The sequence below is a fragment of the Streptomyces sp. NPDC087310 genome, assembly GCF_044744405.1.
Lineage (GTDB): Bacteria > Actinomycetota > Actinomycetes > Streptomycetales > Streptomycetaceae > Streptomyces.
The window spans coordinates 558,032-582,904 of the sequence record NZ_JBIUYF010000005.1; the positions used below are offsets into that span (position 1 = coordinate 558,032).

Here is a 24,873-nt window from a genome sequence, read left to right on the forward strand (position 1 = left end):
CCGATAACCTTCGGCCCATGACCGTTGCGTTCTTCTCTGGTAGGTACCGCCGGGCCGGCGCCGCCCTCGGCGCGGTGTCCGCCGGGCTCCTCGTCCTCGCCGCCTGTGACAAGCCGACGCCGCTCGCGACCGTGACGGTCAACAGCGACTCGGTCAACACCGAGGCGGCCTGCTACAACGACGGCAAGGCCATCAAGGAGGCGGACATGCAGCCTTGCCTCAACAAGAAGGCCGACAGGACGCTGACGGTCGCCGTGGACGACAAGATCCGCTTCGGTGTCGACCCGGAGATCGCCGAGCGCGGCTGGACGCTCTTCATCAACGGCCAGCCCGCCGAGCAGGAGCCGTACAAGAAGACGTACCGGACCATCCCGGCCAGCGCGTTCTTCTCCAGCCAGACCGGTGAGACGACCAACGAGACCCAGGTCAGCGTGGTCGAGACCTCGGGCAAGTCCCTGACGGGTGTCTGGCACTTCCAGTTCAAGAAGAGCTAGCCCCCGCTCCTGAGCCGTCCCGGTCGTCGCCGGCCGGCCCCGGCCACCGCTGATCCGCCCCTGACCGTCGCTTCGAGAGGTTCCGTCATGCGTGTACTCGTCGTGACGGCCGTGGCGGCGGAGGCCGACGCCGTGGCCGCCGGGCTCGGCCGGTACGCGGCCAGTGGGGTACGGGAGCTGACCGGCGGTTACGAGATGAAGGGCCACGCCCAGTACACGCCGCGGCCCGGCTCCGTGCAGATACCGGTGGTCGACGTCATGGCGGGCGGGGTCGGCCCGACGGCCGCAGCGGTCGCCACGGCGACGGCGCTCGCGTCCTCCCCGTACGACCCTCCGTACCATCTCGTCGTCTCGGCGGGGATCGGCGGCGGCTTCCCGCCGCACGCGCCGATCGGTTCGCTCGTCGTCGCGGACGCGATGGTCGCGGCCGATCTGGGCGCGGACTCCCCCGACGGCTTCGCCGCCGTCGACGAACTGGGCTTCGGCCGCTCCGTACACCGCCCGCCGGCGGAACTCGCGGCCAGGATGGCCGCGGTGCTGAACACGGACCCCGCCGTCCCCGCGCTCCTCGCGCCGGTGCTGACCGTCTCGACGGCGACCGGCACGGCCGCGCGCACGGCGGAGCTGACCGCGCGTCATCCGCGGGCCGCGGCGGAGGCGATGGAGGGGTACGGGGTCGCGGAGGCCGCCGCCGTCCACGGCGTACCGTGTACGGAGGTCCGCGCGATCTCGAACGCCGTCGGCCCGCGCGACCGCGCGTCGTGGCAGATCGGCCGGGCGCTGGAGTCGCTGCGGAACGCGTTCACCCTGCTCACCCCCGTTTTCGAGGAGCCGTCATGACGCCCTCCCTGCCGTCGCAGAACACCTCCGCACCGCTGCGGATCGCGTACTCGCCGTGCCCGAACGACACGTTCGTCTTCGACGCCTGGGCGCACGGCCGGGTGGCGGGGGCGCCCGAACTCGACGTCACCTTCGCGGACATCGACATCACCAACGGCATGGCGGAGCGCGGCGAGTTCGACGTCCTGAAGGTCTCGTACGCCGTACTCCCCTGGATCCTCGACGAGTTCACGCTGCTGCCCTGCGGCGGTGCGCTGGGCCGCGGCTGCGGTCCCCTGGTCCTCACGAAGGAGCCGGGCACCGACCTGACCGGGAAGACCGTCGCCGTACCGAGCGAGCGCTCCACGGCCTATCTGCTCTTCCGGCAGTGGGCGGCCGACGTGGTCCCCGGCGGGGTGGGCGAGATCGTCGTCCTGCCCTTCCACGAGATCATGCCGGCGGTACGGGACGGCAAGGTGGACGCCGGACTCGTCATCCACGAGGCGCGGTTCACCTATCAGAACTACGGGCTGCACTGCCTCGCCGACATGGGCGAGCACTGGGAGTCCACGACGGGCCTGCCGATCCCGCTGGGCGCGATCGTCGCGAAGCGCTCCCTGGGCGAGGACACCCTGCGGCTGCTGGCGGACTCGGTGCGCCGCTCGGTCCGGATGGCCTGGGACGACCCGGAGGCGTCGCGTCCGTACGTACAGGAGCACGCCCAGGAGATGGACCCGAGCGTCGCGGACCAGCACATCGGCCTGTACGTCAACGAGTTCACCGCGGACCTGGGCGAGGACGGCTACGCCGCCATCCGCGGCCTTCTGACCCGTGCGGCGGCGGAGGGCCTGGTCCCGGCCCTCCCGGCGGACGCCCTGCGCTTCGTCTGAGCCTCGCCCCCGCGCCCCCTCGCTTCGCTGACGCGGAAGAAGGCCGGAGCGGTGACGTGCGCTCCGGCCTTCGGGGTACGGCCTTCGGGTTACGGCTACGGGTACGGGCGTGAGGCGGCCCGCGGTCAGACGTCCAACTGGTCGGCGACCGCGCGGAGCAGGCCCGCGATCTTCGCGCCGTGCACCTTGTCGGGGTAGCGGCCCCGCTCCAGCATCGGGGTGATGTTCTCCAGCAGCGTCGTCAGATCCTGCACGATCGAGGCCAGTTCGTCCGGCTTGCGGCGCTGGGCCGCCGCCACCGAGGGCGTCGGGTCGAGGACCGTCACGGAGAGCGCCTGGTCACCGCGCTGGCCCGCGACGACACCGAACTCCACACGCTGGCCCGGCTTGAGGGCGTCGACTCCGTCGGGGAGGACCGACGAGTGGACGAAGACGTCGCCGCCGTCGTCGCGGGAGAGAAAGCCGAAGCCCTTCTCGCTGTTGAACCACTTGACCTTGCCGGTAGGCACGTCTGTCCTCGTCCTTGTACTCGTTGGGGCGCTGGCGCGCGCGAAACGGCTCTGGATAGCACTACAGCGGGTCGTCGACCCGCCACACCCAAGGCTAATGGCCCAGGGGCTGGTGACAAGACGTTGCCGGACGGTTCCTGTCCGCTGCCTTCCGCAGGGAACTACCCTGGTGAGGTGACTGCTACTCCTGCACCCCGATCAACAGGCCGGCCGATGGGCTCCGCGCGCGACGAGGCCGGACCCGGTGACGGTCTGGTCCGGGCCGGCGCGATCGTCTTCATCCTTGGTGCCGTGGCCACCCTCGTCACGGTGACGCCGCTGTTCCTCGGCTCGGACCCGTTCCCGACGATCGCCTACGCCGTCTCCATGCTGATGGGCGTGGGGTTCGCCGTCGCCGGTGCGGGCGTCCTGCGCTCGGTCGCCGCGCAGCGCAGCCGCGACAAGGGCTGACAAGGGCGGAAAGGACGGAGTTCGCGGACGGTCAGAGCGCCGTCGTGTTGCCGACGTACCCCTTGAGCCAGGCCGGGAACGCCGTCAGGTCCGTCAGGACGACGTCCGCCCCCTCCGTACGCAACTCCTCCTCGCCGCACGGTCCCGTCGGTACGGCCACGGAGAGCGCCCCCGCCGTACGCGCCCCGCGCACATCGCCGGTGTGGTCCCCGACGTACACGGACGCGCCGTGCTCGCGCAGCGCCTCGCCCTTGGCCTCGGCCCACAGCCAGCCGATGACCGCGTCCGGCTCGATGCCGAGGTGGCTGAGGTGGAGCTCGGCGTTCGGCTCGTGCTTGGCGGTGACGACGATCGCGCGGCCACCGAGCGCCTGGACGGCGGCTATCGCCTCGCGGGCGCCGGGCAGCGCCAGGGTCGGGGCGATCGCGAATGTGGGATAGATCTCCCTGTACCGGTCACCCATCTCCGCGATCCGCGCCTCGGGGAACCAGTGCCTCAGCTCCTGGTCGAGCGGCGGACCGAGCCGGCTGACGGCGAGGTCGGCGTCGATGTGCACCCCGGTCTCGACGGAAAGCGCCTGATAGACGGCGTGGATACCGGGCCGGGAGTCGATGAGGGTCATGTCGAGGTCGAAGCCGACCACCGGCCCCGGACGGTCCGTACGCGATGCCGCCGATGCCGTGGATGCCGTCGTTGTCGTCGATGTCGTGGAGGGTGCCATGCGGGCCATTCTGCCCGGGGCGCCCGCGGGCAGGTCGGCCCCGTGAGGTGGCTTGATCCGGGTGCTTAGACTTAGCCAAGCCTTACCACCTCCTCCGACGTCTCCGCCCGACCGCCCTGACCCCGCCGACCGCCTCCGATGGGTTCCGATGCCAGTCGCCGTCGTCCCGACGACCCCGCCGCCCCGTACCGCCAGGGGCGGACTCGTCGTCCGCCGGATCGGCTGGACGGTGGCCGGTGTCGTGGCCGTCCTGCTCGCGGTCCTGCTGAGCCTCGCCGTCGGGGCGCGGGCCGTCGCACCGTCCACCGTCGTCGACGCGCTGCTGGGCACCGGGCACGGGGACGACGCCGAGGTCATCCGCCAACTCCGTGTCCCGCGCACGCTGATCGGGCTGATGGTCGGCGCGGCGCTCGCCCTCGCCGGTACGGCGCTCCAGGGCATCACCCGCAACCCGATCGCCGACCCCGGCATCCTCGGCGTCAGCCAGGGCGCCTCGGTGGGCGTCGTGCTGGCCATCGCCTTCGCCGGGGTGCACACCCTGACCGGCTACGTCTGGTTCGCGTTCGCGGGCGCGGGTGTCGCCTCCGTCGCGGTGTACGCGATCGCCGCCCGGGGGCGCGGCGGCGCGACCCCCGTCAAGCTCGCCCTCGGCGGCGCGGCGATCAACGCGCTGCTGGTGTCGGTGACGATGGCGGTGCTGACGACGAGCGCGGCGACGCTGGACGAGTTCCGCTTCTGGCAGGTGGGGTCGCTGGCCGGCCGGAACGCCGAAGTGGCCGGTCAGGTCTGGCCGTTCCTGCTCGTCGGCACGGTCCTGGTGGTCTCCGTGGCGCGCGGTCTGGACGCGCTGGCGCTCGGCGAGGACGTCGCGAAGGGGCTGGGCCAGAACGTCGGGGCGGTACGGGTCCTGGGCGGCGTCGGCGCGACCGTACTGACGGGCGTGGGCGTCGCGGCGGCGGGGCCGATCGCCTTCATCGGGCTGGCCGTTCCGCACATCGCCCGCGCGCTGGTCGGCACCGACCACCGCTGGGTGCTGCCGATGGCCGCGCTGATCGGTCCCGTCATGCTGCTGGTCTCCGATGTGATCGGCCGGATCGTCTTCCCGCCGAGCGAGGTTCCCGCGGGGGTGATGACGGCGCTGATCGGGGTGCCGTTCCTGGTCACGCTCGTACGTCGGAAGGCGGTGCCCGCGTGACGACCACGGCGAAGGCCCTCGTGGACGACGCTCCGGCTCCGCCCCGGTCCGGGATACGGCCCGCCGGGTACACGCGGGTACGGGCCGCGCGGGCGTCGTTCCTGCTGCACCGGCGCTCGGCCGTCGCCGCCGCCGGGCTCGCCGTCCTCCTCGCCGCCGTCTGCGTCGCGTATCTGAGCGTGGGCGAGAGCTTCGTACCCCCCGCCGAGGTCCTGAAGGTCCTCACCGGGCAGCCGTCCGCGCAGGAGTTGGTCGTCGGGACGCTGCGGCTGCCGCGCATGGTGGTCGGGCTGCTCGTCGGGCTGGCGTTCGGCGTCGCGGGCGCGCTGATCCAGACCGTCGCCCGCAACCCGCTCGCCAGCCCCGACATCATCGGCGTCAGCCAGGGCGCGAGCGCGCTCACGGTCGGCGCGATGACCTACGGGGTGACGTCCTTCTCCGTACTCCCCTATCTCTCCGTCACCGGCGGCATTCTGGCGGCGGCGCTGGTGTACGTCTTCGCGTGGCGCGGCGGGCTGCACGCCACGCGCTTCGTGCTCATCGGGATCGGCTTCGCGATCGCGCTGCGCTCGATCACCACGCTCTTCCTGACCAAGGGCGACTACCTGGTCGCCCAGCAGGCCCAGGTCTGGATGACGGGCTCGCTCAACGGGCGCGGCTGGGACGTGGCCACGCCGCTCGGCTGGGTGCTGCTGGCGGCGCTGCCCGCGGTGGCGTGGGCGGCGTACGCGCAGCGCACGGTCTCGATGGACGACGACACCGCCACCGCGCTCGGTGTACGGCTCGGGCGCGTCCGGCTCGGTCTGGTGCTGCTCGGTGTGGTGCTGGCGTCGGTGGCGACGGGCGCGGCGGGACCGGTGGACTTCGTGGCGCTGCTGGCGCCGCAGATCGCCCGGCGCATGACGCGTACGGCGCAGATCCCGCTGGTGTGCTCGGCGCTGATGGGCGCGGTGATCGTCGTCCTGGCGGATCTCCTGGCGCGCAGGCTGTTCTCGCCGACCGAACTGCCGGTGGGGGTACTGACGGCGGCGGTGGGCGCCCCGTATCTGATCTGGCTGATCATCCGCGGACGCACCGCGGGAACCGGCACGGGAGGCAAGGGATGAGCAAGCTCGTCGCGCGTGAGCTGACGCTCGCCTACGAGGACCGTACGGTCGTCCAGGAACTGGACCTGGCCGTACCCGACGGGCGGGTGACCGTCATCGTCGGCCCGAACGCCTGCGGCAAGTCGACCACGCTGCGCGCGCTGGGCCGGCTGCTGCGGCCGAAGGGCGGTTCCGTCCTGCTCGACGGTACGGAGCTGGCGCGCATCCCGACCCGGCGGATCGCGCAGTCGATCGGCCTGCTGCCGCAGTCGCCGGTGGCGCCGGAGGCGATCACGGTCGCTGACCTGGTCGCGCGGGGCCGGCAGCCGCACCAGCACTGGTGGCAGCAGTGGTCGGACGAGGACGAGCGCGCGGTGACCGACGCGATGGCCCGTACGGATGTGACCGCGCTCGCCGACCGGTCGGTGGACGAGCTGTCGGGCGGGCAGCGCCAACGGGTCTGGATCGCGATGGCGCTGGCCCAGGAGACGGAGCTGCTCCTCCTGGACGAGCCGACGACCTTCCTGGACATCGCGCACCAGGTGGAGGTCCTGGACCTGGTACGCCGCCTCAACCACGAGCAGGGCCGTACGGTCGTGATCGTGCTCCACGACCTCAACCAGGCGGCCCGGTACGCGGATCACCTGGTCGCCATGAAGGCGGGCCGCATCGTGGCGGAGGGCACGCCGGGGGAGATCGTCACGGCGGAGCTGGTACGGGACGTCTTCGGGCTGGAGTCGGTGGTGGTCCCCGACCCGGTGACGGGGTCACCGCTGGTGGTGCCGGGGGCGCCGTACAGCCCGGAGGGGACCGGCACGACGGCGGACGGGAACGCCGTGGTGGCCGGGGAAGCCGGAGCGGCGGACGGGAACGCCGTGGCGGCCGGGGGCGGATCAGCCGGGGTTGGATCAGCCGGGTGACGCCGTTCAGCCGGCCGCGCACTCGAAGGCGTGGTGCCCGCTGGCCAGCCGCTCGACGGAGAGCACGCCGAAGTCCGCCGCGCTCAGCAGCGCGCGCAGATCGTCGTGGTGCCCGAAGCTGCGGGTCTCCTTTCCGCAGATCACCGTCTGGAAGAGGGAGTGGGCCGCGTCGGTCTCCGTCTCCAGGAGCGGTTCCATCACGATCAGCCGGGGCCGCGGCACCCCCGGGGCGTGCGTCCGCGCGGTACGGGTCATCGCCCGGCGTACCGCGGTGAGGATGCGTACGCCGCCCTCGTGGGACCAGTCGTGCAGGACGTTCTTGAGCAGATAGAGGTCACCGCCCTCGGACACCTCCTGGAAGATGTCCGAGGGGTGGAAGCTGAGCCGGCCCGCGAGGGGGTGTCCGGCGGTCGCGGCCAGCCTGGCGTCCGCCCGTTCGCAGACGCTCGGCCGGTCGACGCAGACGCCTTCCAGGTGTGGGTTCCCCGCCAGGATCGACATGATCATCGTGCCGTCGCCGCCGCCGACGTCGACCACCCGCCGCACCCCGGAGAAGTCGAACCGCTCCACGAGCGCGGCGGCCGCCGGAACCGCCAGCTCCGCCATCGCCGCGTCGAAGACGCCTTCCGCCTCCGGGGTGCGTCCCAGGTACTCGTAGAGCGGGACGCCGAAGACCCGCTCGAACCCGGACCGTCCGGTACGGGCGGTCTCCAGCAGCCCGCCGAAGGCGTCGTCGTACGTCTCGGCCAGCAGGATGACGAAGTTCCGCAGGGATCCCGGGTGATCGCTCCTCAGCGCGGCGGAGCCCGGCGCCAGTCCGAAGGCCCCGTGGCGGTCGCGCTCGAAGATCCCGCACGTGACGAGCACCTGGAGGAGGAGGGGCAGTACGTCGCGGTCGGCCCCGGTGCGTTCGGCGATCTCGTCGGCCGGCAGGAAGCCGCCGTCCAGCACATCGGCGATACGCAGCCTGGCCGCCACCGCCAGTACGCGCGAGGCGCAGCCGCCCGCCGCGATCTCCATGAGACGCCTGGCGTCCCCCGGGGCTTCCTCGTGGTCGATCCGTCCGTCGCTCACAGGCACGCCGCCTTCACCTAGGGCCTCTCGGCCGTCCGCAGGGCGCCCGGAACAACGAGGCGGAGCGGCCGGGAGAAACGGCCCCGACGCGCCGGACGACCCACGCACATGTGAACACCCGCAGCCCCTTACGGATGAACCCGCGCTCTTCCTGAGGCGCCGACCGCCGCCGGTCGGCAGGGTGTTCACGGGCGACCACGGAACCCGAAGATGGCGAGGAAGACCGTGACAGCTACCGCCGACACCCCGGCCGACACCCCTTCGACATCGACCGCCGAACAGGCGGACCATGCGGACCAGGGCCCCGGCTATCCGATGGAACGCACCTGCCCGTACCAAATGCCCACGGGCTACGAGCTGTTGCGCGCGGCCGGGCCGCTGTCACAGGTGAGCCTGTACGACGGCCGGCAGGTCTGGCTGGTCGCCGGGAACGCCGAGGGGCGCGCGCTGCTGCCCGACCCGAGGCTCTCCTCCAACACCGACCACCCCGACTTCCCCTTCCTGACGGAGCGTCTCGGCTCCCATCGATTCGCCGCCCTCCCCCTGATCGGTACGGACGACCCCGAACACGCCCGCCAGCGCAAGCTGTTGACCTCGGGCTTCGGTATCCGCCGGATCGCCGCCCTGCGCCCGCACATCGAGCGGACCGCCGAGGCGCTGCTCGACCGGATGCTCGCCGAGGGCGACCGGGCGGACCTGGTCCCCGCCTACACCTTGCCGCTCGCCTCCGACTCGACCTTCGCGCTGCTGGGCGTACCGGAGGAGGACCGCCCCTGTCTCGACGCGCACTCCCGGCGCGCGCTCTTCCCGGCCGACGGGGACGACGCGGACTCGCCCGCGCTGGCGTTCCAGGAAATCCTGGGCTATCTCCGCGACTTGATCGCGCGGCGGGCGCGGGTGCCCGGCGACGGGCTGATCGACGACATGATCGCGAGCGCCCGGGACCACGGCGGCGCCGATCTGGAGGGGCTGGTGACGATCTGCTCGGTCCTGATGGTCGGCGGCAACGAGAGCACGTCCAGCACGATCGCCACCTCCGTCCTGGCCCTGCTCGAACACCCGGACCAGCTCGCCGCGTTGCGGAACGACGCGTCGCTGACCGCGGGCGCGGTCGAGGAGTTGACCCGGCTCATCTCCGTCACGGACGGGCTCCAGCGGGTGGCGACGGCGGACATCGAGATCGCCGGACGGACCATCAAGGAGGGCGACGGCGTGATCATCTCGACGATGCTGATGAACCGGGACCCGAGCGCCTGGGAGGATCCGCACCTCCTCGACATCCGCCGGAAGGCGGGCCGCCATGTCGCCTTCGGCTACGGCATCCACCAGTGCGTCGGACAGAACCTGGCCCGCGCCGAGATGGAGATCGCCCTCAACACCCTGCTGCGCCGCGTTCCGTCCCTCCGGCTGGCCGTCCCTCCGGAGCAGGTACGGGGCAGCGTCCCGCACGCGCTGCTGGGCGGCGTGGCCGAGCTTCCGATCGCCTGGTAGGGCCGACGCCATGACCAGCGGCATTCCCGGCGACCCCGACCCCGACCCCGACATCGACATCGACATCGACACTGAACGGTGCATCGGCGCGGCGATGTGCGTCCTGCACGCGCCCGCCGTGTTCACCCAGAACGACGACGGCGTGGCCGCGCTGCTGCCGGCGGACCCGCACCACGGGGACGCCACGGAAGCGGTCCGCGAGGCCGTGGCGACCTGCCCCGTCCAGGCCATCACCCTGCGGTAGCGCCCCGACGCGCGTGTACGGACGCGGGCCTAGCGCGCGGTCTTCCGCCGCGCGCGCCACACCAGGTACAGCGCCGAGGACACCGCCGCCGTACGGAGCACCACCGGCCAGACCCCGGTCAGCGCCTCCGCCATCCCGTCCTTCGGGATCACCTCGCCCCAGCGGCCGTCCGTCCGGCCCCAGATCCAGATCAGACCGCCGGCCGCCGACACGCCGGGGAGGCCGAAGACCGCCCACTTCGCCTCGGCGCGGGAGAGGGTCCGGGAGGCGTACGCGAGGAGCCAGCCGCCGCCGAGCGCCAGCCAGGAGCCGAGGAACGCGCCCGCGACCAGCAGGGCCGCCGCCAGCAGCAGGAACGGGTTGGACAGGCCGTTGCCCTTGGCCTTGGCCGGCCGGGGCCTGGGGCGGAGCCGGAGCCTCCGGCGGCGGGGTGTGCCGCTCTCCGTCTCCTCCGGGGCCTCGGCGGCCTCCGTACCGGCGCCGTCCGCGCCGTCCGCCGCCGACTCCGGATCCGTGGCCTCCGCAGGCTTCGCCGTTTTCTTCGGCGGCGGCTTGAGCATGGCGGGGATCTCGACCCCGCCCACGAAGCCGTGCGTCGACTCCATCGACAGGTCCGCCATGCCCGCCGGCCCCGGGGGGCCCTGCTCGATCCGCCACCAGTCGGGCTGCCGGGGCGTGCGGGGCGGTGTCCTCGGCGGGGCGGGCACGGAGGCCGCCGGGGTGGCGGGGGAATCCGACGCCTGCGCGGGAATCCTGGGCCCCGGACCGGCCGCCGGAGCGGTGTCGGCGACGTCCTCGGGCGCCGCAGAAGGTGCCACGGGAGGCGGGGCGACAGGCGGGGGCGCGGTGGGCGGGGCTTCCGGCGGCCTCGACGGCTCCGGCGCTTCCGGCGATTCCGACGGCTCCGGCGGCTCCGACGGCCTCGGCTCCGTGGACTCCTTCGGCGCCGCAGGCGCCTTCGCCCCCTTCGCGTCCCTGGCCCTCCTCGGCTCCCTGGATCCCTTCGGTCCCAGCAGACCGAGCCCCTTCGCCAGCCCCGACCGCTGCACCGGTACGGCGACCTCCGGCGCGTCCGGGGCGCGCGCCGCCGCCGTATCGCCGTCCCGCCGGGCGGCCTCCCGTACCACCACATGCGGTTCGCCCAGCCGTCCCAGGATCCGGCGGACGGCCGCGGGGCTGTCGGTGCCGAACTTCCCGCGCTGCTTGTCGATCTCGTTGCGCAGCGTCGAGACCAGCCGCATCCGGTCCCCCGAGGGCAGGTGCTGCTGCTGGGCCGCGTCCCCGACGCGACTCAGGTAGTCGTAGACGAGCTGATCGCTCTCGATCCCCACACTGTCCTCCGCACACACGCACCGCACACCCCGGGCAGGCGTGACCGCCGCCACCACGGCGGCCACAGCGCGATGGTGTCGAACTCCTCCCCCGTGCGTCCACCCCGTACATCCAGTACGAAGAACGACGGAGAACGGCGGAGAACGGCGGAGAAGGCCGGAGAACGCCGGAAATCCACCGCACCCCGGAAAACCCGCGGCCCGCCCCACCCCAGGGACACGAGCGGTGGGGCCTTCACGGGCTAACGTGGAACGGATGGGGACCCGCGAAGGCTGAGCAGGAGGCGCACGTGTCCGAAGGAACCGGCGGTACGCCACCGCGCACACTCGCGGAGGCCCTGCGCACCCAGGGGGACGACTCGCTCGCCGCCCTGCTGCGTGCCAGGCCCGATCTGCTCAACCCCGTGCCGGGCGACCTGTCCCAGCTCGCGACCCGCGCCGGAACCCGCGCGTCCGTCGTACGGGCGCTGGAACGGCTCGACCGGTTCACGCTCCAGACCGCGGAGGCGCTCGCCGTGGCGCCCGAGCCCGCCCCGTACGACACGCTGCGCGCGCTGCTGACCGGCGACGAGGGCGACGAGCGGATCGAGGCGGCGCTGCCGACCGCCGTGGCGACCCTGCGGGACCAGGCGCTGATCTGGGGCGCTGACGACCGGCTGCGCCTCGTCCGTACCGCCCGCGAGCTGCTGGCGCCGTCCGCCACCCATCCCTCGCCGACCGGGCTGGGCCCGACCGTCGCCGAGGCCACGGCCGGGATGTCGCCGGGCCGGCTCCAGGAGATCCTGACCGCGACGGGGCTGCCCTCCACCCACGACCCGGTCTCCGCCGTCGCCTCGCTCACCGCGCTCTTCACCGACCGGACGCGTATGGCGGCACTGCTCGACACCGCGCCCATGGAGGCGCTGTCGGTGCTGGACCGGCTGGTGTGGGGGCCGCCGTACGGCGAGGTGACGTCCAGCCCGACCCCGCCCGTGCGCTGGCTGCGTGACCGGGGGCTGCTGCTGCCCGCGACGACGCGGACGGTCGTCCTGCCGCGCGAGGCCGCGCTCCATCTGCGCGCCGGGCGCGCGCACCGCAAGCCGGAGCCCGCTGCGCCCGCGGTCGCGCCGCGTACCGAGGGGGCGGCTTCCGGATCGGCCGCGGCGCGCGCCCAGGCCGGCCGGTTCCTGCCGCCGGCCGCCCGCGCGGAGGCCGCCCGCCCGCAGGTGGTGGACAGTACGGCCGCGGGCCAGGCGTTCACCGCGCTCGCCACCGTCGAGGAGCTGGCCAAGGACTGGAACGAGGGCGGCCCGAACGTCCTGCGGGCCGGCGGGCTCTCCGTACGCGACCTCAAGCGCACCGCCACCGCCCTCGACGTCACCGAGCCCGTCGCCGCCTTCTGGGTCGAACTGGCCTACGCGGCAGGGCTGTTGGCGTCGGACGGCGAGACGGACGAACGGTACGCGCCGACCCCCGCCTACGACGACTGGCAGGAGCGGCCCGCCCCCGAGCGCTGGGCCCACCTGGCCACCGCCTGGCTGACGGCGACCCGCACCGCGGGCCTGGTCGGCAGCCAGGACTCCAAGGGCCGTACGCTCGCGGCGCTCGGCACGGACCTGGACCGGGGCCCCGCGCCGGAGGTACGGCGGCGGATCCTCGAACTCCTCGCCACCCTCCCCGCGGGCACCGCCCCCGACCCCGAGTCGCTGCTCGCCCGGCTGCGCTGGGAACGCCCCCTGCGCGGCGCGTCCGCCGCCGGCCGCTCGGACGACCTGCGCGGGCGCCTCGCGGCGTGGACGCTGAACGAGGCGGAGATGCTGGGGATCACGGGCCGGGGCGCGCTGTCGTCCCACGCCCGCGCGCTCCTGGACGGCGACGGCCCGGTCACGGATACGGATACGGGCACGGACCGGAGCCCCGCCCACCCGACCGCCCATCCGGCCGGCCGCCTCTCCCCCGCCGGCCTGCGCGCCGCCCGCGCCCTCGCGCCGCTCCTGCCCGAGGCCCTGGACCACGTACTCCTCCAGGCCGACCTGACCGCCGTGGCCCCCGGCCCGCTGCTGCGCCCCCTGGCCGAGCTGCTGTCCGTCGCCGCCGAGGTCGAGTCCAAGGGCGGCGCGACCGTCTACCGCTTCACGCCCGGGTCCGTACGGCGTGCCCTGGACGCCGGGCAATCCGCCTCCGACCTGCACGAATTCCTCAAGAACCACAGCCGTACGCCCGTACCGCAGCCGCTCGCCTATCTCATCGACGACGTGGCGCGGAAGCACGGCCATCTGCGGGTCGGCGTGGCCTCCGCGTACGTACGGTGCGACGACGAGGCCGTGCTCGACGAGATCCTGGCCGACAAGCGCTCGCAGGGTTTGCGGCTGCGCCGCCTCGCCCCGACCGTGCTCGCGGCGCACGCGGACGCGGGGGCGCTGCTCGAAGGGCTGCGCACCATGGGGTTCGCGCCCGCCGCCGAGTCCGCCGACGGCGATGTGATGATCACCCGCGCCCACGCGCACCGCACCCCGCCCCGCGCGGCGCCGGCACCGGTCCCGGACGGGCCGCCCACGCCGGACCGGACGCTGCTGAGCGCGGCGGTCCGGGCGATCAGGGCCGGGGACATGGCCGCGACGGTGGTCCGCAGGCCGGTGCCCGAGCCGACGGCGTCCGGATCGGCCACGCTGTCGGCCGCGGCGGCGATGTCCGCCGGTCTCTCCGCGGCCGACGCGAACGGGGCGCTCCCCCGTACGACGTCCGCCGAGACGCTGGCGACCGTCCAGGCCGCCGCCATGACGGGCTCGGCGGTCTGGATCGGCTACGTCAACGCGGACGGCGCGGCCAGCCAGCGCGTCATCGCGCCGGTACGGGTGGAGGGCGGTTACGTGACGGCGTACGACCACACGGCCGACGAGGTCCGTACGTACCCGCTGCACCGCATCACGGGCGTGGCGGAGCTGGCCGACGACCCGGCCTGAGCCGCCGGAGCCGGGCGGACAGGGGTACGGCGGGCTTCGCCACGGACACCTTCGGCTTCCCGGCCCCCGGGCCGGACCCCGGCTCCGGCTGCGGCTCCGCCTCCGGCTCGTTCAGCATGTGGAACCGCCGCGAGACCCACCGTCCCAGCAGCAGATACGCGATCAGCGCGCCGCTGGTGTTCAGGATCACATCGTCGATGTCGAAGGCGCGCCCCTCGACCATCGCGCCCTGCGCCAGCTCCACCAGCGCCATCACCACGGCGGTCACCACCAGCACCCGCAGCATCCGCAGCCTGCGCGGCATGAGCAGCGGAAGGATCACCCCGAAGGGCGCCCCCATCAGCAGGTTTCCGCCGATCTGCTTGCACGCGGCGAGGAACGTGTAGTCCTCGGCGTACTGCATCAGCGAGTGTCCGGGCCGGAGGTTGGACCCGGCGATGTCGGCGGAGACCGGGGACGGTGTCAGCGTCATCTCGGCCAGCACGGCGGCGAACCCCACCAGGGCGACGAAGGCGACCGCCATGATCAGGGCCCGGAGCGCGCTCCGGCCCCAGGAGCGCCGGGGGACCCGTGCCTTCCGCCACCCCTGCGCGCCACGTGAAGTGTCCCCGGGAGCGGCCTGCGCCGGCCCGGTCCGTTCCGTCTCAGCGGTCATAGCCACCTGATGCCCCGGCCCCGCCGGGATACGCGGCCCCCGGGCGGGTGCCTGATACGCCCGGGTGCCGGATCGGCGCGGGCGGCCGGTCGGCGCGGGTGCCGGATCGGCGCGCGATGCGCGACACTGGTCGTTTGGCATCCGGATGCCCTAGCGAACGTACGGAAAGGGCGCAACCGTGAACGGACCGCTCATCGTCCAGAGCGACAAGACGTTGCTGCTCGAAGTCGATCACGACCAGGCCGACGCCTGCCGTCGTGCCATCGCGCCCTTCGCCGAACTGGAGCGCGCCCCCGAGCACATCCACACCTACCGGCTGACCCCGCTGGGCCTGTGGAACGCCCGGGCCGCCGGGCACGACGCCGAGCAGGTGGTCGACGCGCTGGTGGAGTTCTCCCGCTACCCCGTGCCGCACGCCCTGCTCGTGGACGTCGCCGAGACGATGGCCCGCTACGGGCGGCTCACCCTCTCCAAGCACCCCACCCACGGCCTGGTCCTGACCTCCACCGACCGGCCCGTGCTGGAGGAGATCCTCCGGTCCAAGAAGGTCCAGCCGCTGGTCGGCAACCGGATCGACCCGGACACCGTCGCCGTGCACCCCTCCGAGCGCGGCCAGATCAAGCAGACGCTGCTCAAGCTGGGCTGGCCGGCCGAGGACCTCGCCGGTTACGTGGACGGTGAGGCGCACGCGATCGAGCTGGACGAGTCGGGGTGGGCACTGCGGCCGTATCAGAAGCAGGCCGTCGAGGGGTTCTGGCACGGCGGTTCCGGTGTGGTCGTGCTGCCGTGCGGGGCCGGGAAGACGCTGGTCGGGGCGGGTGCGATGGCGCAGGCCAAGGCGACGACGCTGATCCTGGTGACCAATACCGTCTCGGCCCGCCAGTGGAAGCACGAGCTGGTGAAGCGCACATCGCTGACCGAGGAGGAGATCGGCGAGTACAGCGGTACGCGCAAGGAGATCCGGCCGGTCACGATCGCCACGTACCAGGTGCTGACGACGCGCCGTAAGGGCATCTACCCGCACCTGGAGCTGTTCGACTCGCGCGACTGGGGCCTGATCGTCTACGACGAGGTGCATCTGCTGCCCGCGCCCGTCTTCAAGTTCACGGCCGATCTCCAGGCCAGGCGGCGGCTCGGGCTGACGGCGACGCTCGTACGGGAGGACGGCCGCGAGTCGGACGTCTTCTCGCTCATCGGGCCGAAGCGTTTCGACGCGCCGTGGAAGGAGATCGAGGCGCAGGGGTACATCGCTCCGGCGGACTGTGTCGAGGTACGGGTCAACCTCACGGACAGCGAGCGCCTCGCGTACGCGACCGCCGAGACGGAGGAGAAGTACCGCTTCTGCGCGACGACGGCGACGAAGCGGAAGGTGACGGAGGCGCTGGTGCGCAAGCATCAGGGGGAGCAGACGCTCGTCATCGGCCAGTACATCGACCAGCTCGACGAGTTGGGCGAGCATCTGGACGCGCCGGTCATCAAGGGCGAGACGAGCAACGCGCAGCGCGAGAAGCTCTTCGAGTCGTTCCGGCAGGGCGAGATCTCGGTGCTGGTGGTGTCGAAGGTCGCGAACTTCTCCATCGACCTGCCGGAGGCGACGGTCGCGATCCAGGTCTCCGGTACGTTCGGCTCCCGCCAGGAGGAGGCCCAGCGGCTCGGCCGGGTGCTGCGGCCCAAGGCGGACGGCCACGAGGCGCGCTTCTACTCGGTGGTCGCGCGCGACACGATCGACCAGGACTTCGCGGCGCACCGGCAGCGCTTCCTGGCGGAGCAGGGGTACGCGTACCGGATCGTCGACGCGGACGAACTCCTCACCGAGGGGTGAGGGGGCGTCCCCGGGGGGACCGGGGCCCCGGCAGGGTGGACAGGGGCCCGGTGCCGGCGCGGGTCCGGGTGTGCCGCCAGGTCGTGTGGGCCAGGAGGGCCAGGGCGCAGAGCGCGTACGGGGAGATCAGGGGCTGCTGCCACCACGGGAGCCGCAGGGCCGGCTCGCCCTCGTACGGTACGGCCCAGAAGCTCCGGGCCGTCCAGACCGCCCCGGCGAGCGCGGCCGTGCGGAGGCGGTGTTCGGCGAGCAGGGCGGCCAGCAGCGGTACGCACCAGACCCATTCGTGCGACCAGCTCACCGGGGTGACGAGCAGCGCGGTCAGGGCGGTGAGCAGAATGCCCCAGCTCTCGGATCCCGCCCGTACGACGGCGCGGCGGGCGGTCCACAGCCCGGCGGCGGCCGTGAGGAGGGCCGCGACCACCCAGGGCGCGCCGGGCTCGGGGGTGTGCAGGAGGCGGGCCAGCAGGCCGTGCAGGGACTGGTTGCCGGCGGCCCACGCGGCGCCGGCCCGGTCGGTGCGGAAGATCTGGTTCGTCCAGAACTCGCCGCTGGCGTACGGGAGTACGAGCATCCCGAGCAGCACGGTGCCGGTCAGCGCGGCGAGGGCGGTCAGCCCCTGCCGTACCCGGGACGTGAGCAGCAGGTAGGCGATGAAGAGGGCCGGGGTGAGGGTGATGCCCGCCGCGATGCCGAGGGCGAAGCCCTTGCCGAGGGCGTGGTCGGGGCGCGACAGGTCCCACAGGACGAGGCAGGCGACGGCGAGGGTGATCTCGCCGAGGAGAATGGTCCGGGCGACGGGTTCGAGCCAGAGTCCGGCGGCCACGGCCAGGGTCGCGGCGGCCGCGTACCGGGTGGCCACGGGGGCGGTGGGGGAACGGCCCACCAGCCGGAGGGACAGCCGTACGAGCAGCGCCAGCAGCGCGATGTTGCCGAGGACGAAGGCCACCTTGAGGGCGCCGGCGGAGAGCCAGGTGGTCGGTACGAAGAGGATCGCGGCGAAGGGCGGGTACGCGGTGCCGTCGAGGCCGGTGCCGTCGGGGCCGGATCCTTCGGGGCCGGAGCCGTCGGGGCCCGGTCCGTAGAGGCCGGATCCGCCGGGGGCGGGGCCGTACAGCTCGATCCCGTAGGGGTCGTCCCCGCCGAGGACGGCGGCGCCTTCCGCACGGTAGACCCGGGTGTCGGCCAGCGGGACGGGCCGGGTGACGCAGACGGTGGCGAACACGGCGAGGGAGAGGACGAGCGCGCCCACTGCGATGAGTGAGCGAGAGGTCACGGTCCGGTAGGTCACGGCCGCGACCCTAGTGGATCAGCGACGGCGCCTGATGCCCGCCTCCTCCGCGTACTCCCCCATCACGGCCACGTTGAACGCCGTGGTCAGGAAGACCTTGGCCGCGCGCAGCGTGTTGCCGACCGGGTGACCCGGGTGGGGGACGGAGCCCGTCGCGGTCGCACCGGGAAGCGGCGCGCTCTGCGGGGCGTGGACCGGGGTGAAAGTTGCTGTGCTCATGTATCCATGGTCGCTCCGGGGCCTGTGGAGTACATCGGCCCTTGGTTTGAACCTCATGTGAGCCCCTGTACGACTTTCGGCCGGGCGGGGTCCCCTGCGGGAGGGACCTCGTGCTGTACCAGGGGGTGACGGCTCCCGCGCGGCGAAAAGCATTCGCCCGGACGCCGTCCGCTGGCTACACTCCTGCACCTTGCCCGCCTCCCTCCTCTGGGAGCGCCGTCGTCCGGACGGAAACCGGACGGCCGACCGCCATGACGTGATCCACGCCGGAACGGAAACCCGCCGCCCGGCCGTCCCGCACGTACGGAACCCGTACGGCACCGGACGGACGGAGCGCGGCCCGTCGGCGTGCGTACAGCCCCGGAGGCAACACCGTGCCCGCGCCACTCGACCCCCCTGGCCCCCTCGCGCGCGAACGCGCCCACCTCAGCGCCTCCCGCTCCGCCCTGCGCGCCATGCGCGAGGACGTGCAGGCGCTCGACATCCGCGACGTCACCGCGAACTGGGTCAACGCCGCCGTCCTCCAGTCCCAGATCGACGAACGCGTCAAGGCGCTCGCCGATCTCGCCCACACCCCGCTCTTCTTCGGCCGGCTCGACTATCTGCACGCCGTCGGCGCGGCGGAGGCCGAGGGCGCCGAGGGGGAGTCGTTCTACATCGGGCGGCGGCACGTCCACGACGCCGACGGCGACCCCATGGTGATCGACTGGCGCGCCCCCGTCTCGCAGCCCTTCTACCAGGCGTCCCGGGGGAAGCCGCTGGACGTGGCGCTGCGCCGCCGCTTCGGCTACACGGCCGGTGAGCTGACCGCGTACGAGGACGAGCACCTCTCCGACCCGACGGAGGCCGACACCTCCAGCAAGCTGCTCCAGGCCGAGATCGAGCGCCCGCGCGTCGGCCCCATGCGGGACATCGTCGCGACGATCCAGCCCGAGCAGGACGAGATCGTCCGCAGCGATCTGGGCGGCACGGTGTGCGTGCAGGGCGGGCCCGGCACCGGGAAGACGGCCGTGGGGCTGCACCGGGTCGCGTATCTGCTGTACGCGCACCGCGAGCGCCTGGCCCGTACGGGAACCCTGGTCATCGGGCCGAACGCCTCCTTCCTCCACTACATCGAGCAGGTGCTGCCCACGCTGGGCGAGTTGGAGGTGAAGCAGGCGACGGTCGCGGATCTGGTCGCGGCCGGGGGCACGGAGGTGCGCGGCACGGATCCGGCCGACGCCGCCGTCATCAAGGGCGACGCCCGGATGGCGGAGGTGCTGCGGCGGGCCGTACGGTCCCACGTCACGCTGCCGACGGAGCCGGTCGTGGTGGTGCGCGGCTCGCGGCGCTGGCGGGTGCCGGTGCACGAACTCACCGAGATGGTCGAGCAGTTGCTCGCCCGCGACATGCGGTACGGCGCGGCGCACGAGGCCCTGCCGCAGCGCATCGCGCACGCCGTGCTGGTACGGATGGAGGAGGCGGGCGAGGCGCCCGACGACCGGGTGCAGAACGCGGTGGCGCGCAACCCCGCGGTGAAGGCGGCGGTCAAGTCCGTGTGGCCGCAGGTGGATCCGGCGAAGCTGGTGCTGCGGCTGCTCGGCGACGCGGAGTTCCTGGCCGTCCACGCGGACGGCGTGCTGAGCGCCGACGAGCAGAAGACGATCCTGTGGGCGAAGCCGGCACGGAGCGTACGGGCGGCGAAGTGGTCCCCGGCGGACGCCGTGCTGATCGACGAGGCGGGCGATCTGATCGCCCGTACGCACTCGCTCGGCCATGTGGTGCTCGACGAGGCGCAGGACCTCTCCCCCATGCAGTACCGCGCGGTGGGCCGGCGCTGCTCGACCGGTTCCGCGACGGTGCTGGGCGACCTGGCGCAGGGCACGACGCCGTGGGCGACGTCGAGTTGGGCGGACGCGCTGCACCACCTCGGCAAACCGGAGGCGCTGGTGGAGGAGTTGACGGCGGGCTTCCGCGTACCCCGCGAGGTGATCGCGTACGCGTCCCGGCTGCTGCCCGCGATCTCGCCGGGGCTGGCGCCCGTGGCCTCCGTACGGGAGTCGCCGGGATCGCTCGCGGTACGGGCGGTGGCGGAGGCCGCCGAGCTGGACGCGGCGACGGTCGCCGCGTGCCGGGAGTCGCTGGCGCACGAGGGGTCGATCGGCCTGATCGCGGCGGACGCCCGGATCCCGGCGCTGGCCCAGGCGCTGACGGCGGCGGGGCTCGGGTATCTCGCGCCGGGCGAGGAGACGAACGCCGAGGCGCGGCTCACGCTCGTACCGGCGTCGCTGGCGAAGGGGCTGGAGTACGACTACGTGGTGCTGGACGAGCCGTCGGCGGTGGTCGACGGCGAACCGGACGAACGGACGGGGCTGCGGCGGCTGTACGTGGCGCTGACGCGAGCGGTGTCGGGGCTGGTGGTGGTCCACGCGGCGGCGCTCCCGGAGCAGCTCACCGCCGCTTGAGGGGCTTCTTGAGGGGCTTCTTGAGGGGGGCTTGAGGGGGTGAGGTGCGGCGGGGGCGCCCCTGCCGCACCTCACCCCGCCCGCCCGTCACCTGTCGGCGGTCACCGTGTCGAGCGCCGCGCGCCACTCCCGTACCGCCGCCGCCGAGACCGGCGCGCCCCAGCCCGCCGGGCGGGCCGCGCCGCCGATGTGGAACGCCGTCACGCCCGCCGCGCGCAGGACCGGCACGTGGGGCAGCGACAGGCCGCCGCCGGCCATGAGGCGTGCCCCGTACCCCGGTTCGCCGCGGGCGCCGGCCGCCGCCTCCGCCAGGAGGGTGGGCAGGCCATCGGTGACGCCGGCCGGGGAGCCCGCGGTGAGGTAGGTGTCCAGGCCGGGCAGGTCCGCGAGGCTCGTGCGCAGCGCGTCGCGGTCGGCCGCGTGGTCGATCGCCCGGTGGAAGGTCCAGTGGCAGCCGTCCAGTTCGGCGGTCAGCCGCTCGACGGTCACCAGGTCCGGGGTGCCGTCCGGGTCGAGGAAGCCGAGGACGAACTCGTCCGCGCCCTCGGCCCGCAGCGCCCGCGCCGCTTCGACCAGCGCCCGGGCGCCGTCGGGGCCGCCCGCCGCGAATCCGTCCGTCAGCCGGAGCATCACCCGCAGGGGGAGCGGGACGGCCGCGCGGATCTTCGCGAAGGTCGCGGTGGCCGGGGTCAGCCCGTCCGCCGCCATGTCGGTGACCAGTTCGAGGCGGTCCGCACCTCCGTTCCGTGCGGCGATCGCGTCCTCCGCGTCGAGGGCGATCACCTCCAGGACTGCGCGCTTGGTCATGAGAGGGGACCTCATTCGTCGGGGAGGGGACGGGGAGACAGGTCTAGTCCAATATTCAAGCCTAAAGGGCCGCACGGGTCACCACCACCTCTTGAATTACATACGGGAGGGGGGTATACAGGAAGGAGTTTATACCCCTAGGGGGTACGATGAAGTATCGGTCGAAGAGGTCGAAGAGAAGGAGCCGCCGCCCATGAGCACCACCCGGACCACCGGCACACCGACCGGCGCCGCAGCAGGCTCCACCGCCGAAGTCGAGCTCATGATCGGCGGCATGACCTGCGCCTCCTGCGCCGCGCGGGTCGAGAAGAAGCTCAACCGCATGGACGGCGTCGAGGCCACCGTCAACTACGCGACCGAGAAGGCCAAGGTCAGTTACGCCGACGGGCTCTCCGTGGACGATCTGATCGCCACCGTCGAGGCCACCGGCTACACGGCGCACCAGCCCCCGGCCGCACGCCCCGCCCGCCCCGCGCCGACGGGAGACGGGTCAGGGAGGGAATCAGGGGAGGAATCAGGGAAGGAAGAAGAGCACGAGGACGACGCCGAGCTGCGGACCCTGCGCGAGCGGCTGATCACCGCCGTCGTCCTCTCCGTCCCGGTCATCGCGATGGCCATGATCCCGCCGCTGCAGTTCGACAACTGGCAGTGGCTGTCGCTCACCCTCGCCGCCCCCGTCGTCACCTACGCGGGCTGGCCCTTCCACCGCGCCGCCTGGACCAACGCCCGGCACGGCGCCGCGACGATGGACACGCTCATCTCGGTCGGCACCTCGGCCGCGTTCCTCTGGTCGCTGTGGGCGCTCTTCTTCGGTACGGCGGGTATGCACGGCATGACCCACCCCTTCGAGCTGACGATCAGCCGCGGCGACGCCTCCGGGAACATCTACCTCGAAGCCGCCGCCGGGGTCACCGCCTTCATCCTCGCCGGCCGCTACTTCGAGGTCCGCTCCAAGCGCACGGCCGGCGCCGCCCTGCGCGCGCTGCTCGACCTCGGCGCCAAGGAGGTCACCGTCCTGCACGACGGCCGGGAGACCACCGTGCCCACGGCGGAACTCCAGGTCGGCGACCGTTTCCTGGTACGGCCCGGCGAGAAGATCGCCACCGACGGCACCGTCGTCGAGGGCTCCTCCGCCGTCGACGCGTCGATGCTGACCGGCGAGTCCGTCCCGGTCGAGGTGGCGGTGGGCGACGGCGTCACCGGGGCGACGCTCAACGCGGGCGGCCGGCTCGTCGTGGAGGCCACCCGTATCGGCTCCGACACCCAGCTCGCCCGCATGACGCGCATGGTGGAGGACGCCCAGAACGGCAAGGCGTCCGTACAGCGCCTCGCCGACCGGATCTCCGCCGTCTTCGTGCCGGTCGTGATCGTGCTCGCGCTGGCCACGCTCGGCGGCTGGCTGGCGGCGGGCGGCGGTCTGACGGCCGCGTTGACGGCCGCCGTCGCCGTACTGATCATCGCCTGCCCGTGCGCCCTCGGGCTGGCCACGCCCACCGCCCTCATGGTCGGTACGGGGCGCGGCGCGCAGCTCGGCATCCTCATCAAGGGGCCCGAGGTGCTGGAGCAGACGCGGCGCGTGGACACCATCGTCCTGGACAAGACCGGCACCGTCACCACCGGGAGGATGACCCTCCTGGCCACGCACAGCGCGGACTCCACCACCGACGAGGAGGTGCTGCGGCTGGCGGGCGCCCTGGAGCACTCCTCCGAGCACCCCGTCGCCCGCGCCGTCGCGGAGGGCGCCGCCGAACGCGTCGGTACGCTCCCCGCGCCCGAGGAGTTCGCGAACGTGCCCGGCCTCGGTGTGCAGGGTGTGGTCGAGGGCCACGCGGTCCTCGTCGGCCGGACGAAGCTCCTCGCGGAGTGGGAGATCCACCTGCCCGAGGAGCTGGCGCGGCGCAAGGCGGAGGCCGAGGCGGCGGGCCGTACGGCCATCGCGGTGGCCTGGGACGGCGAGGCGCGGGCCGTCCTCGACGTCGCGGACGCGGTGAAGGAGACCAGCGCGGAAGCCGTACGGCGGCTGCGCGCGCTGGGTCTGACACCGGTCCTGCTCACCGGTGACCACCGGGCCGTCGCCGCGTCCGTGGCCGCCGAGGTCGGGATCGACGCCGACCGGGTGATCGCTGAGGTCATGCCCGAGGACAAGGTCGAGGCGGTCAGGAAGCTCCAGGCGGAGGGCCGGTCGGTGGCGATGGTCGGTGACGGCGTCAACGACGCCGCCGCCCTCGCCCAGGCCGATCTGGGCCTCGCGATGGGCACCGGCACGGACGCCGCGATCGAGGCCGGCGACCTCACGCTCGTACGGGGCGACCTGCGCGTGGCGGCCGACGCGATCCGCCTGGCGCGCAGAACCCTGGGCACGATCCGGGGGAACCTGTTCTGGGCCTTCGCGTACAACGTGGCGGCGCTGCCGCTGGCCGCCGCCGGACTCCTCAACCCGATGATCGCGGGCGCGGCGATGGCGTTCTCGTCGGTCTTCGTCGTCGGCAACAGCCAGCGGCTGAGGCGCTTCAAGGCATCCTGACCGCACCCCCACCGGCTGCCGGGGGCCTGGGCCGTGACTGGCCTAGGCTTTCGGCATGCCTGATTCCGCCGCGCTCCGCGACCGCTTCGCGATCACCCTCCGGTCCCTGCTCCCGGCGCCGGGCGACGCGGCCCCCGATCCCTACGCGTACGCCGACGACCTGCTCGCCCGCTGGGCCGAGCCGCAGCGCCGGTACCACACCACCGACCACCTGACCGCCGTCCTGGACCGGGTCGACACGCTCGCGGAGTACGCGGAGGACCCGGCGCTCGTACGCCTCGCCGCCTGGTTCCACGACGCGGTCTACCGCCCGGACCGCTCCGAGAACGAGGAGCGCTCCGCCCGGCTCGCCGAACGCGCCCTGCCCGAGGCCGGGTTGAGCGCGGACGGTACGGCCGAGGTCGCCCGGCTCGTCCGGCTCACCGCCGGGCACGCCACCGGCCCCGGCGACCGGAACGGCGCCGTCCTGTGCGACGCCGACCTCGCGATCCTGGCCTCGGCGCCGGACGCGTACGCCGCGTACACGGCGGCCGTACGGGAGGAGTACGGCTTCGTCCCCGACCCGGACTTCCGCACGGGCCGGGCGGCCGTACTGGAGCAACTGCTCGCACTGCCCGGCCTGTTCCGTACCCCGTACGGCGTGCGGGAGTGGGAGGCGCGGGCCCGCGCGAACATGGCGTCGGAGCTCCGCGGCCTCACCCTCTGATCCCCTCGTCACCCTCCGATCCCCGCGTCCTGATCCCCTCGTCCGATCTCACCATCCGAACAGATGATCCGGGCCGGAATGTCACGGCCGACGGCAGGGGTTGCACCTGTCATGCCCGACTCCGCCGATCCCGGCTCCCCGGCCCCGACCAGCGTCCCCGACCCCGCTTCCGCAGCGGCTCCGGTGTCCGACCCGCCTTCCGCGCCACCCTCCGCGGCGCGCTCCGCCGCGCCTTCCGCC

At 73.3% G+C, this 24,873-nt stretch carries 22 protein-coding genes; 14 read left to right on the plus strand and 8 right to left on the minus strand.

From position 1 onward, the window contains the following. Window positions 1–17 precede the first annotated feature (17 nt). The 3 genes from ACIO3P_RS21705 (at window position 18) to ACIO3P_RS21715 (ending at window position 2,203) form a co-directional block, all read left to right on the plus strand. Window positions 18–494, plus strand: a complete 477-nt coding sequence (locus tag ACIO3P_RS21705) for a DUF2771 domain-containing protein (RefSeq protein ID WP_329824939.1) — start codon at window positions 18–20, stop codon at window positions 492–494. Between the two features lie 87 nt (window positions 495–581). After that, window positions 582–1,334: a futalosine hydrolase gene (locus ACIO3P_RS21710; protein WP_329824938.1), complete on the plus strand. Its 753-nt coding sequence runs from the start codon at window positions 582–584 to the stop codon at window positions 1,332–1,334. Next, the gene (locus ACIO3P_RS21715) at window positions 1,331–2,203 is read left to right on the plus strand and encodes a 1,4-dihydroxy-6-naphthoate synthase (RefSeq protein WP_401789234.1); all 873 of its coding nucleotides are present in this window, start codon (window positions 1,331–1,333) and stop codon (window positions 2,201–2,203) included. The genes ACIO3P_RS21710 and ACIO3P_RS21715 overlap by 4 nt, the downstream gene beginning before the upstream one ends. Before the next feature lie 125 nt (window positions 2,204–2,328). Here ACIO3P_RS21715 and ACIO3P_RS21720 read toward each other — a convergent pair whose 3' ends face one another. Continuing rightward, window positions 2,329–2,712 (minus strand): cold-shock protein, encoded by a 384-nt coding sequence (locus tag ACIO3P_RS21720; protein ID WP_329824936.1) that lies wholly within the window; start codon window positions 2,710–2,712, stop codon window positions 2,329–2,331. Between the two features lie 213 nt (window positions 2,713–2,925). On the opposite strand from ACIO3P_RS21720, the gene ACIO3P_RS21725 reads away from it, so the two are divergent. Continuing rightward, window positions 2,926–3,162: a hypothetical protein gene (locus ACIO3P_RS21725; protein WP_399292307.1), complete on the plus strand. Its 237-nt coding sequence runs from the start codon at window positions 2,926–2,928 to the stop codon at window positions 3,160–3,162. Window positions 3,163–3,193: 31 nt separating this feature from the next. Here ACIO3P_RS21725 and ACIO3P_RS21730 read toward each other — a convergent pair whose 3' ends face one another. After that, window positions 3,194–3,892: an HAD family hydrolase gene (locus ACIO3P_RS21730; protein WP_401853118.1), complete on the minus strand. Its 699-nt coding sequence runs from the start codon at window positions 3,890–3,892 to the stop codon at window positions 3,194–3,196. A gap of 139 nt (window positions 3,893–4,031) precedes the next feature. On the opposite strand from ACIO3P_RS21730, the gene ACIO3P_RS21735 reads away from it, so the two are divergent. Genes ACIO3P_RS21735 through ACIO3P_RS21745 form a run of 3 tightly spaced genes read left to right on the plus strand, consistent with a single transcriptional unit; the run spans window position 4,032 to window position 7,083 of the window. Then, on the plus strand, window positions 4,032–5,078 hold the full coding sequence (locus ACIO3P_RS21735) for a FecCD family ABC transporter permease (protein WP_401853120.1): 1,047 nt from the start codon (window positions 4,032–4,034) through the stop codon (window positions 5,076–5,078). After that, the gene (locus ACIO3P_RS21740) at window positions 5,075–6,184 is read left to right on the plus strand and encodes an iron ABC transporter permease (protein ID WP_329824933.1); all 1,110 of its coding nucleotides are present in this window, start codon (window positions 5,075–5,077) and stop codon (window positions 6,182–6,184) included. Before ACIO3P_RS21735 ends, ACIO3P_RS21740 begins: the two co-directional genes overlap by 4 nt. Continuing rightward, window positions 6,181–7,083 (plus strand): ABC transporter ATP-binding protein, encoded by a 903-nt coding sequence (locus ACIO3P_RS21745; RefSeq protein ID WP_401853123.1) that lies wholly within the window; start codon window positions 6,181–6,183, stop codon window positions 7,081–7,083. Before ACIO3P_RS21740 ends, ACIO3P_RS21745 begins: the two co-directional genes overlap by 4 nt. 6 nt (window positions 7,084–7,089) lie before the next feature. Here the strand turns inward: ACIO3P_RS21745 and ACIO3P_RS21750 are convergent, their stop codons facing one another. Next, on the minus strand, window positions 7,090–8,157 hold the full coding sequence (locus ACIO3P_RS21750) for a methyltransferase (protein WP_401853126.1): 1,068 nt from the start codon (window positions 8,155–8,157) through the stop codon (window positions 7,090–7,092). A gap of 225 nt (window positions 8,158–8,382) precedes the next feature. Here ACIO3P_RS21750 and ACIO3P_RS21755 point away from each other — a divergent pair, with 225 nt between their 5' ends. After that, window positions 8,383–9,648, plus strand: a complete 1,266-nt coding sequence (locus tag ACIO3P_RS21755) for a cytochrome P450 (RefSeq protein WP_401853128.1) — start codon at window positions 8,383–8,385, stop codon at window positions 9,646–9,648. 10 nt (window positions 9,649–9,658) lie between these two features. Continuing rightward, window positions 9,659–9,892: a ferredoxin gene (locus ACIO3P_RS21760; RefSeq protein ID WP_401853131.1), complete on the plus strand. Its 234-nt coding sequence runs from the start codon at window positions 9,659–9,661 to the stop codon at window positions 9,890–9,892. Between the two features lie 29 nt (window positions 9,893–9,921). Here the strand turns inward: ACIO3P_RS21760 and ACIO3P_RS21765 are convergent, their stop codons facing one another. Further along, window positions 9,922–11,223, minus strand: a complete 1,302-nt coding sequence (locus ACIO3P_RS21765; RefSeq protein ID WP_401853133.1) for a hypothetical protein — start codon at window positions 11,221–11,223, stop codon at window positions 9,922–9,924. 290 nt (window positions 11,224–11,513) lie between these two features. Between ACIO3P_RS21765 and ACIO3P_RS21770 the strand changes: the two genes are divergently transcribed. Beyond that, a complete protein-coding gene (locus ACIO3P_RS21770) occupies window positions 11,514–14,165 on the plus strand; it encodes a helicase C-terminal domain-containing protein (protein WP_401853135.1) in 2,652 nt (883 codons plus the stop codon). Here the strand turns inward: ACIO3P_RS21770 and ACIO3P_RS21775 are convergent. Further along, on the minus strand, window positions 14,128–14,820 hold the full coding sequence (locus ACIO3P_RS21775; protein WP_401853137.1) for a VanZ family protein: 693 nt from the start codon (window positions 14,818–14,820) through the stop codon (window positions 14,128–14,130). The two genes, ACIO3P_RS21770 and ACIO3P_RS21775, sit on opposite strands and share 38 nt — an antisense overlap. Before the next feature lie 178 nt (window positions 14,821–14,998). Here ACIO3P_RS21775 and ACIO3P_RS21780 point away from each other — a divergent pair, with 178 nt between their 5' ends. After that, the gene (locus ACIO3P_RS21780) at window positions 14,999–16,642 is read left to right on the plus strand and encodes a DNA repair helicase XPB (RefSeq protein WP_329824925.1); all 1,644 of its coding nucleotides are present in this window, start codon (window positions 14,999–15,001) and stop codon (window positions 16,640–16,642) included. Here the strand turns inward: ACIO3P_RS21780 and ACIO3P_RS21785 are convergent. Together ACIO3P_RS21785 and ACIO3P_RS21790 are read right to left on the minus strand one after the other, a co-directional pair. Beyond that, window positions 16,629–17,933: a glycosyltransferase 87 family protein gene (locus ACIO3P_RS21785; RefSeq protein ID WP_401853140.1), complete on the minus strand. Its 1,305-nt coding sequence runs from the start codon at window positions 17,931–17,933 to the stop codon at window positions 16,629–16,631. The genes ACIO3P_RS21780 and ACIO3P_RS21785 overlap by 14 nt on opposite strands. 18 nt (window positions 17,934–17,951) lie before the next feature. Beyond that, a complete protein-coding gene (locus ACIO3P_RS21790; protein WP_329824923.1) occupies window positions 17,952–18,152 on the minus strand; it encodes a hypothetical protein in 201 nt (66 codons plus the stop codon). Between the two features lie 374 nt (window positions 18,153–18,526). Here ACIO3P_RS21790 and ACIO3P_RS21795 point away from each other — a divergent pair, with 374 nt between their 5' ends. Beyond that, on the plus strand, window positions 18,527–20,596 hold the full coding sequence (locus tag ACIO3P_RS21795) for a UvrD-helicase domain-containing protein (protein ID WP_329824922.1): 2,070 nt from the start codon (window positions 18,527–18,529) through the stop codon (window positions 20,594–20,596). Window positions 20,597–20,683: 87 nt separating this feature from the next. Here ACIO3P_RS21795 and ACIO3P_RS21800 read toward each other — a convergent pair whose 3' ends face one another. Beyond that, window positions 20,684–21,403 carry a copper homeostasis protein CutC gene (locus tag ACIO3P_RS21800; RefSeq protein ID WP_401853143.1) on the minus strand — a complete coding sequence of 240 codons (720 nt, stop codon included), beginning with the start codon at window positions 21,401–21,403 and terminating at the stop codon, window positions 20,684–20,686. A 193-nt stretch (window positions 21,404–21,596) separates the two neighbouring features. On the opposite strand from ACIO3P_RS21800, the gene ACIO3P_RS21805 reads away from it, so the two are divergent. Beyond that, window positions 21,597–23,927 (plus strand): heavy metal translocating P-type ATPase, encoded by a 2,331-nt coding sequence (locus ACIO3P_RS21805; RefSeq protein WP_401853145.1) that lies wholly within the window; start codon window positions 21,597–21,599, stop codon window positions 23,925–23,927. Window positions 23,928–23,982: 55 nt separating this feature from the next. After that, window positions 23,983–24,633 (plus strand): hypothetical protein, encoded by a 651-nt coding sequence (locus ACIO3P_RS21810; RefSeq protein ID WP_401853146.1) that lies wholly within the window; start codon window positions 23,983–23,985, stop codon window positions 24,631–24,633. Window positions 24,634–24,873 lie beyond the last annotated feature (240 nt).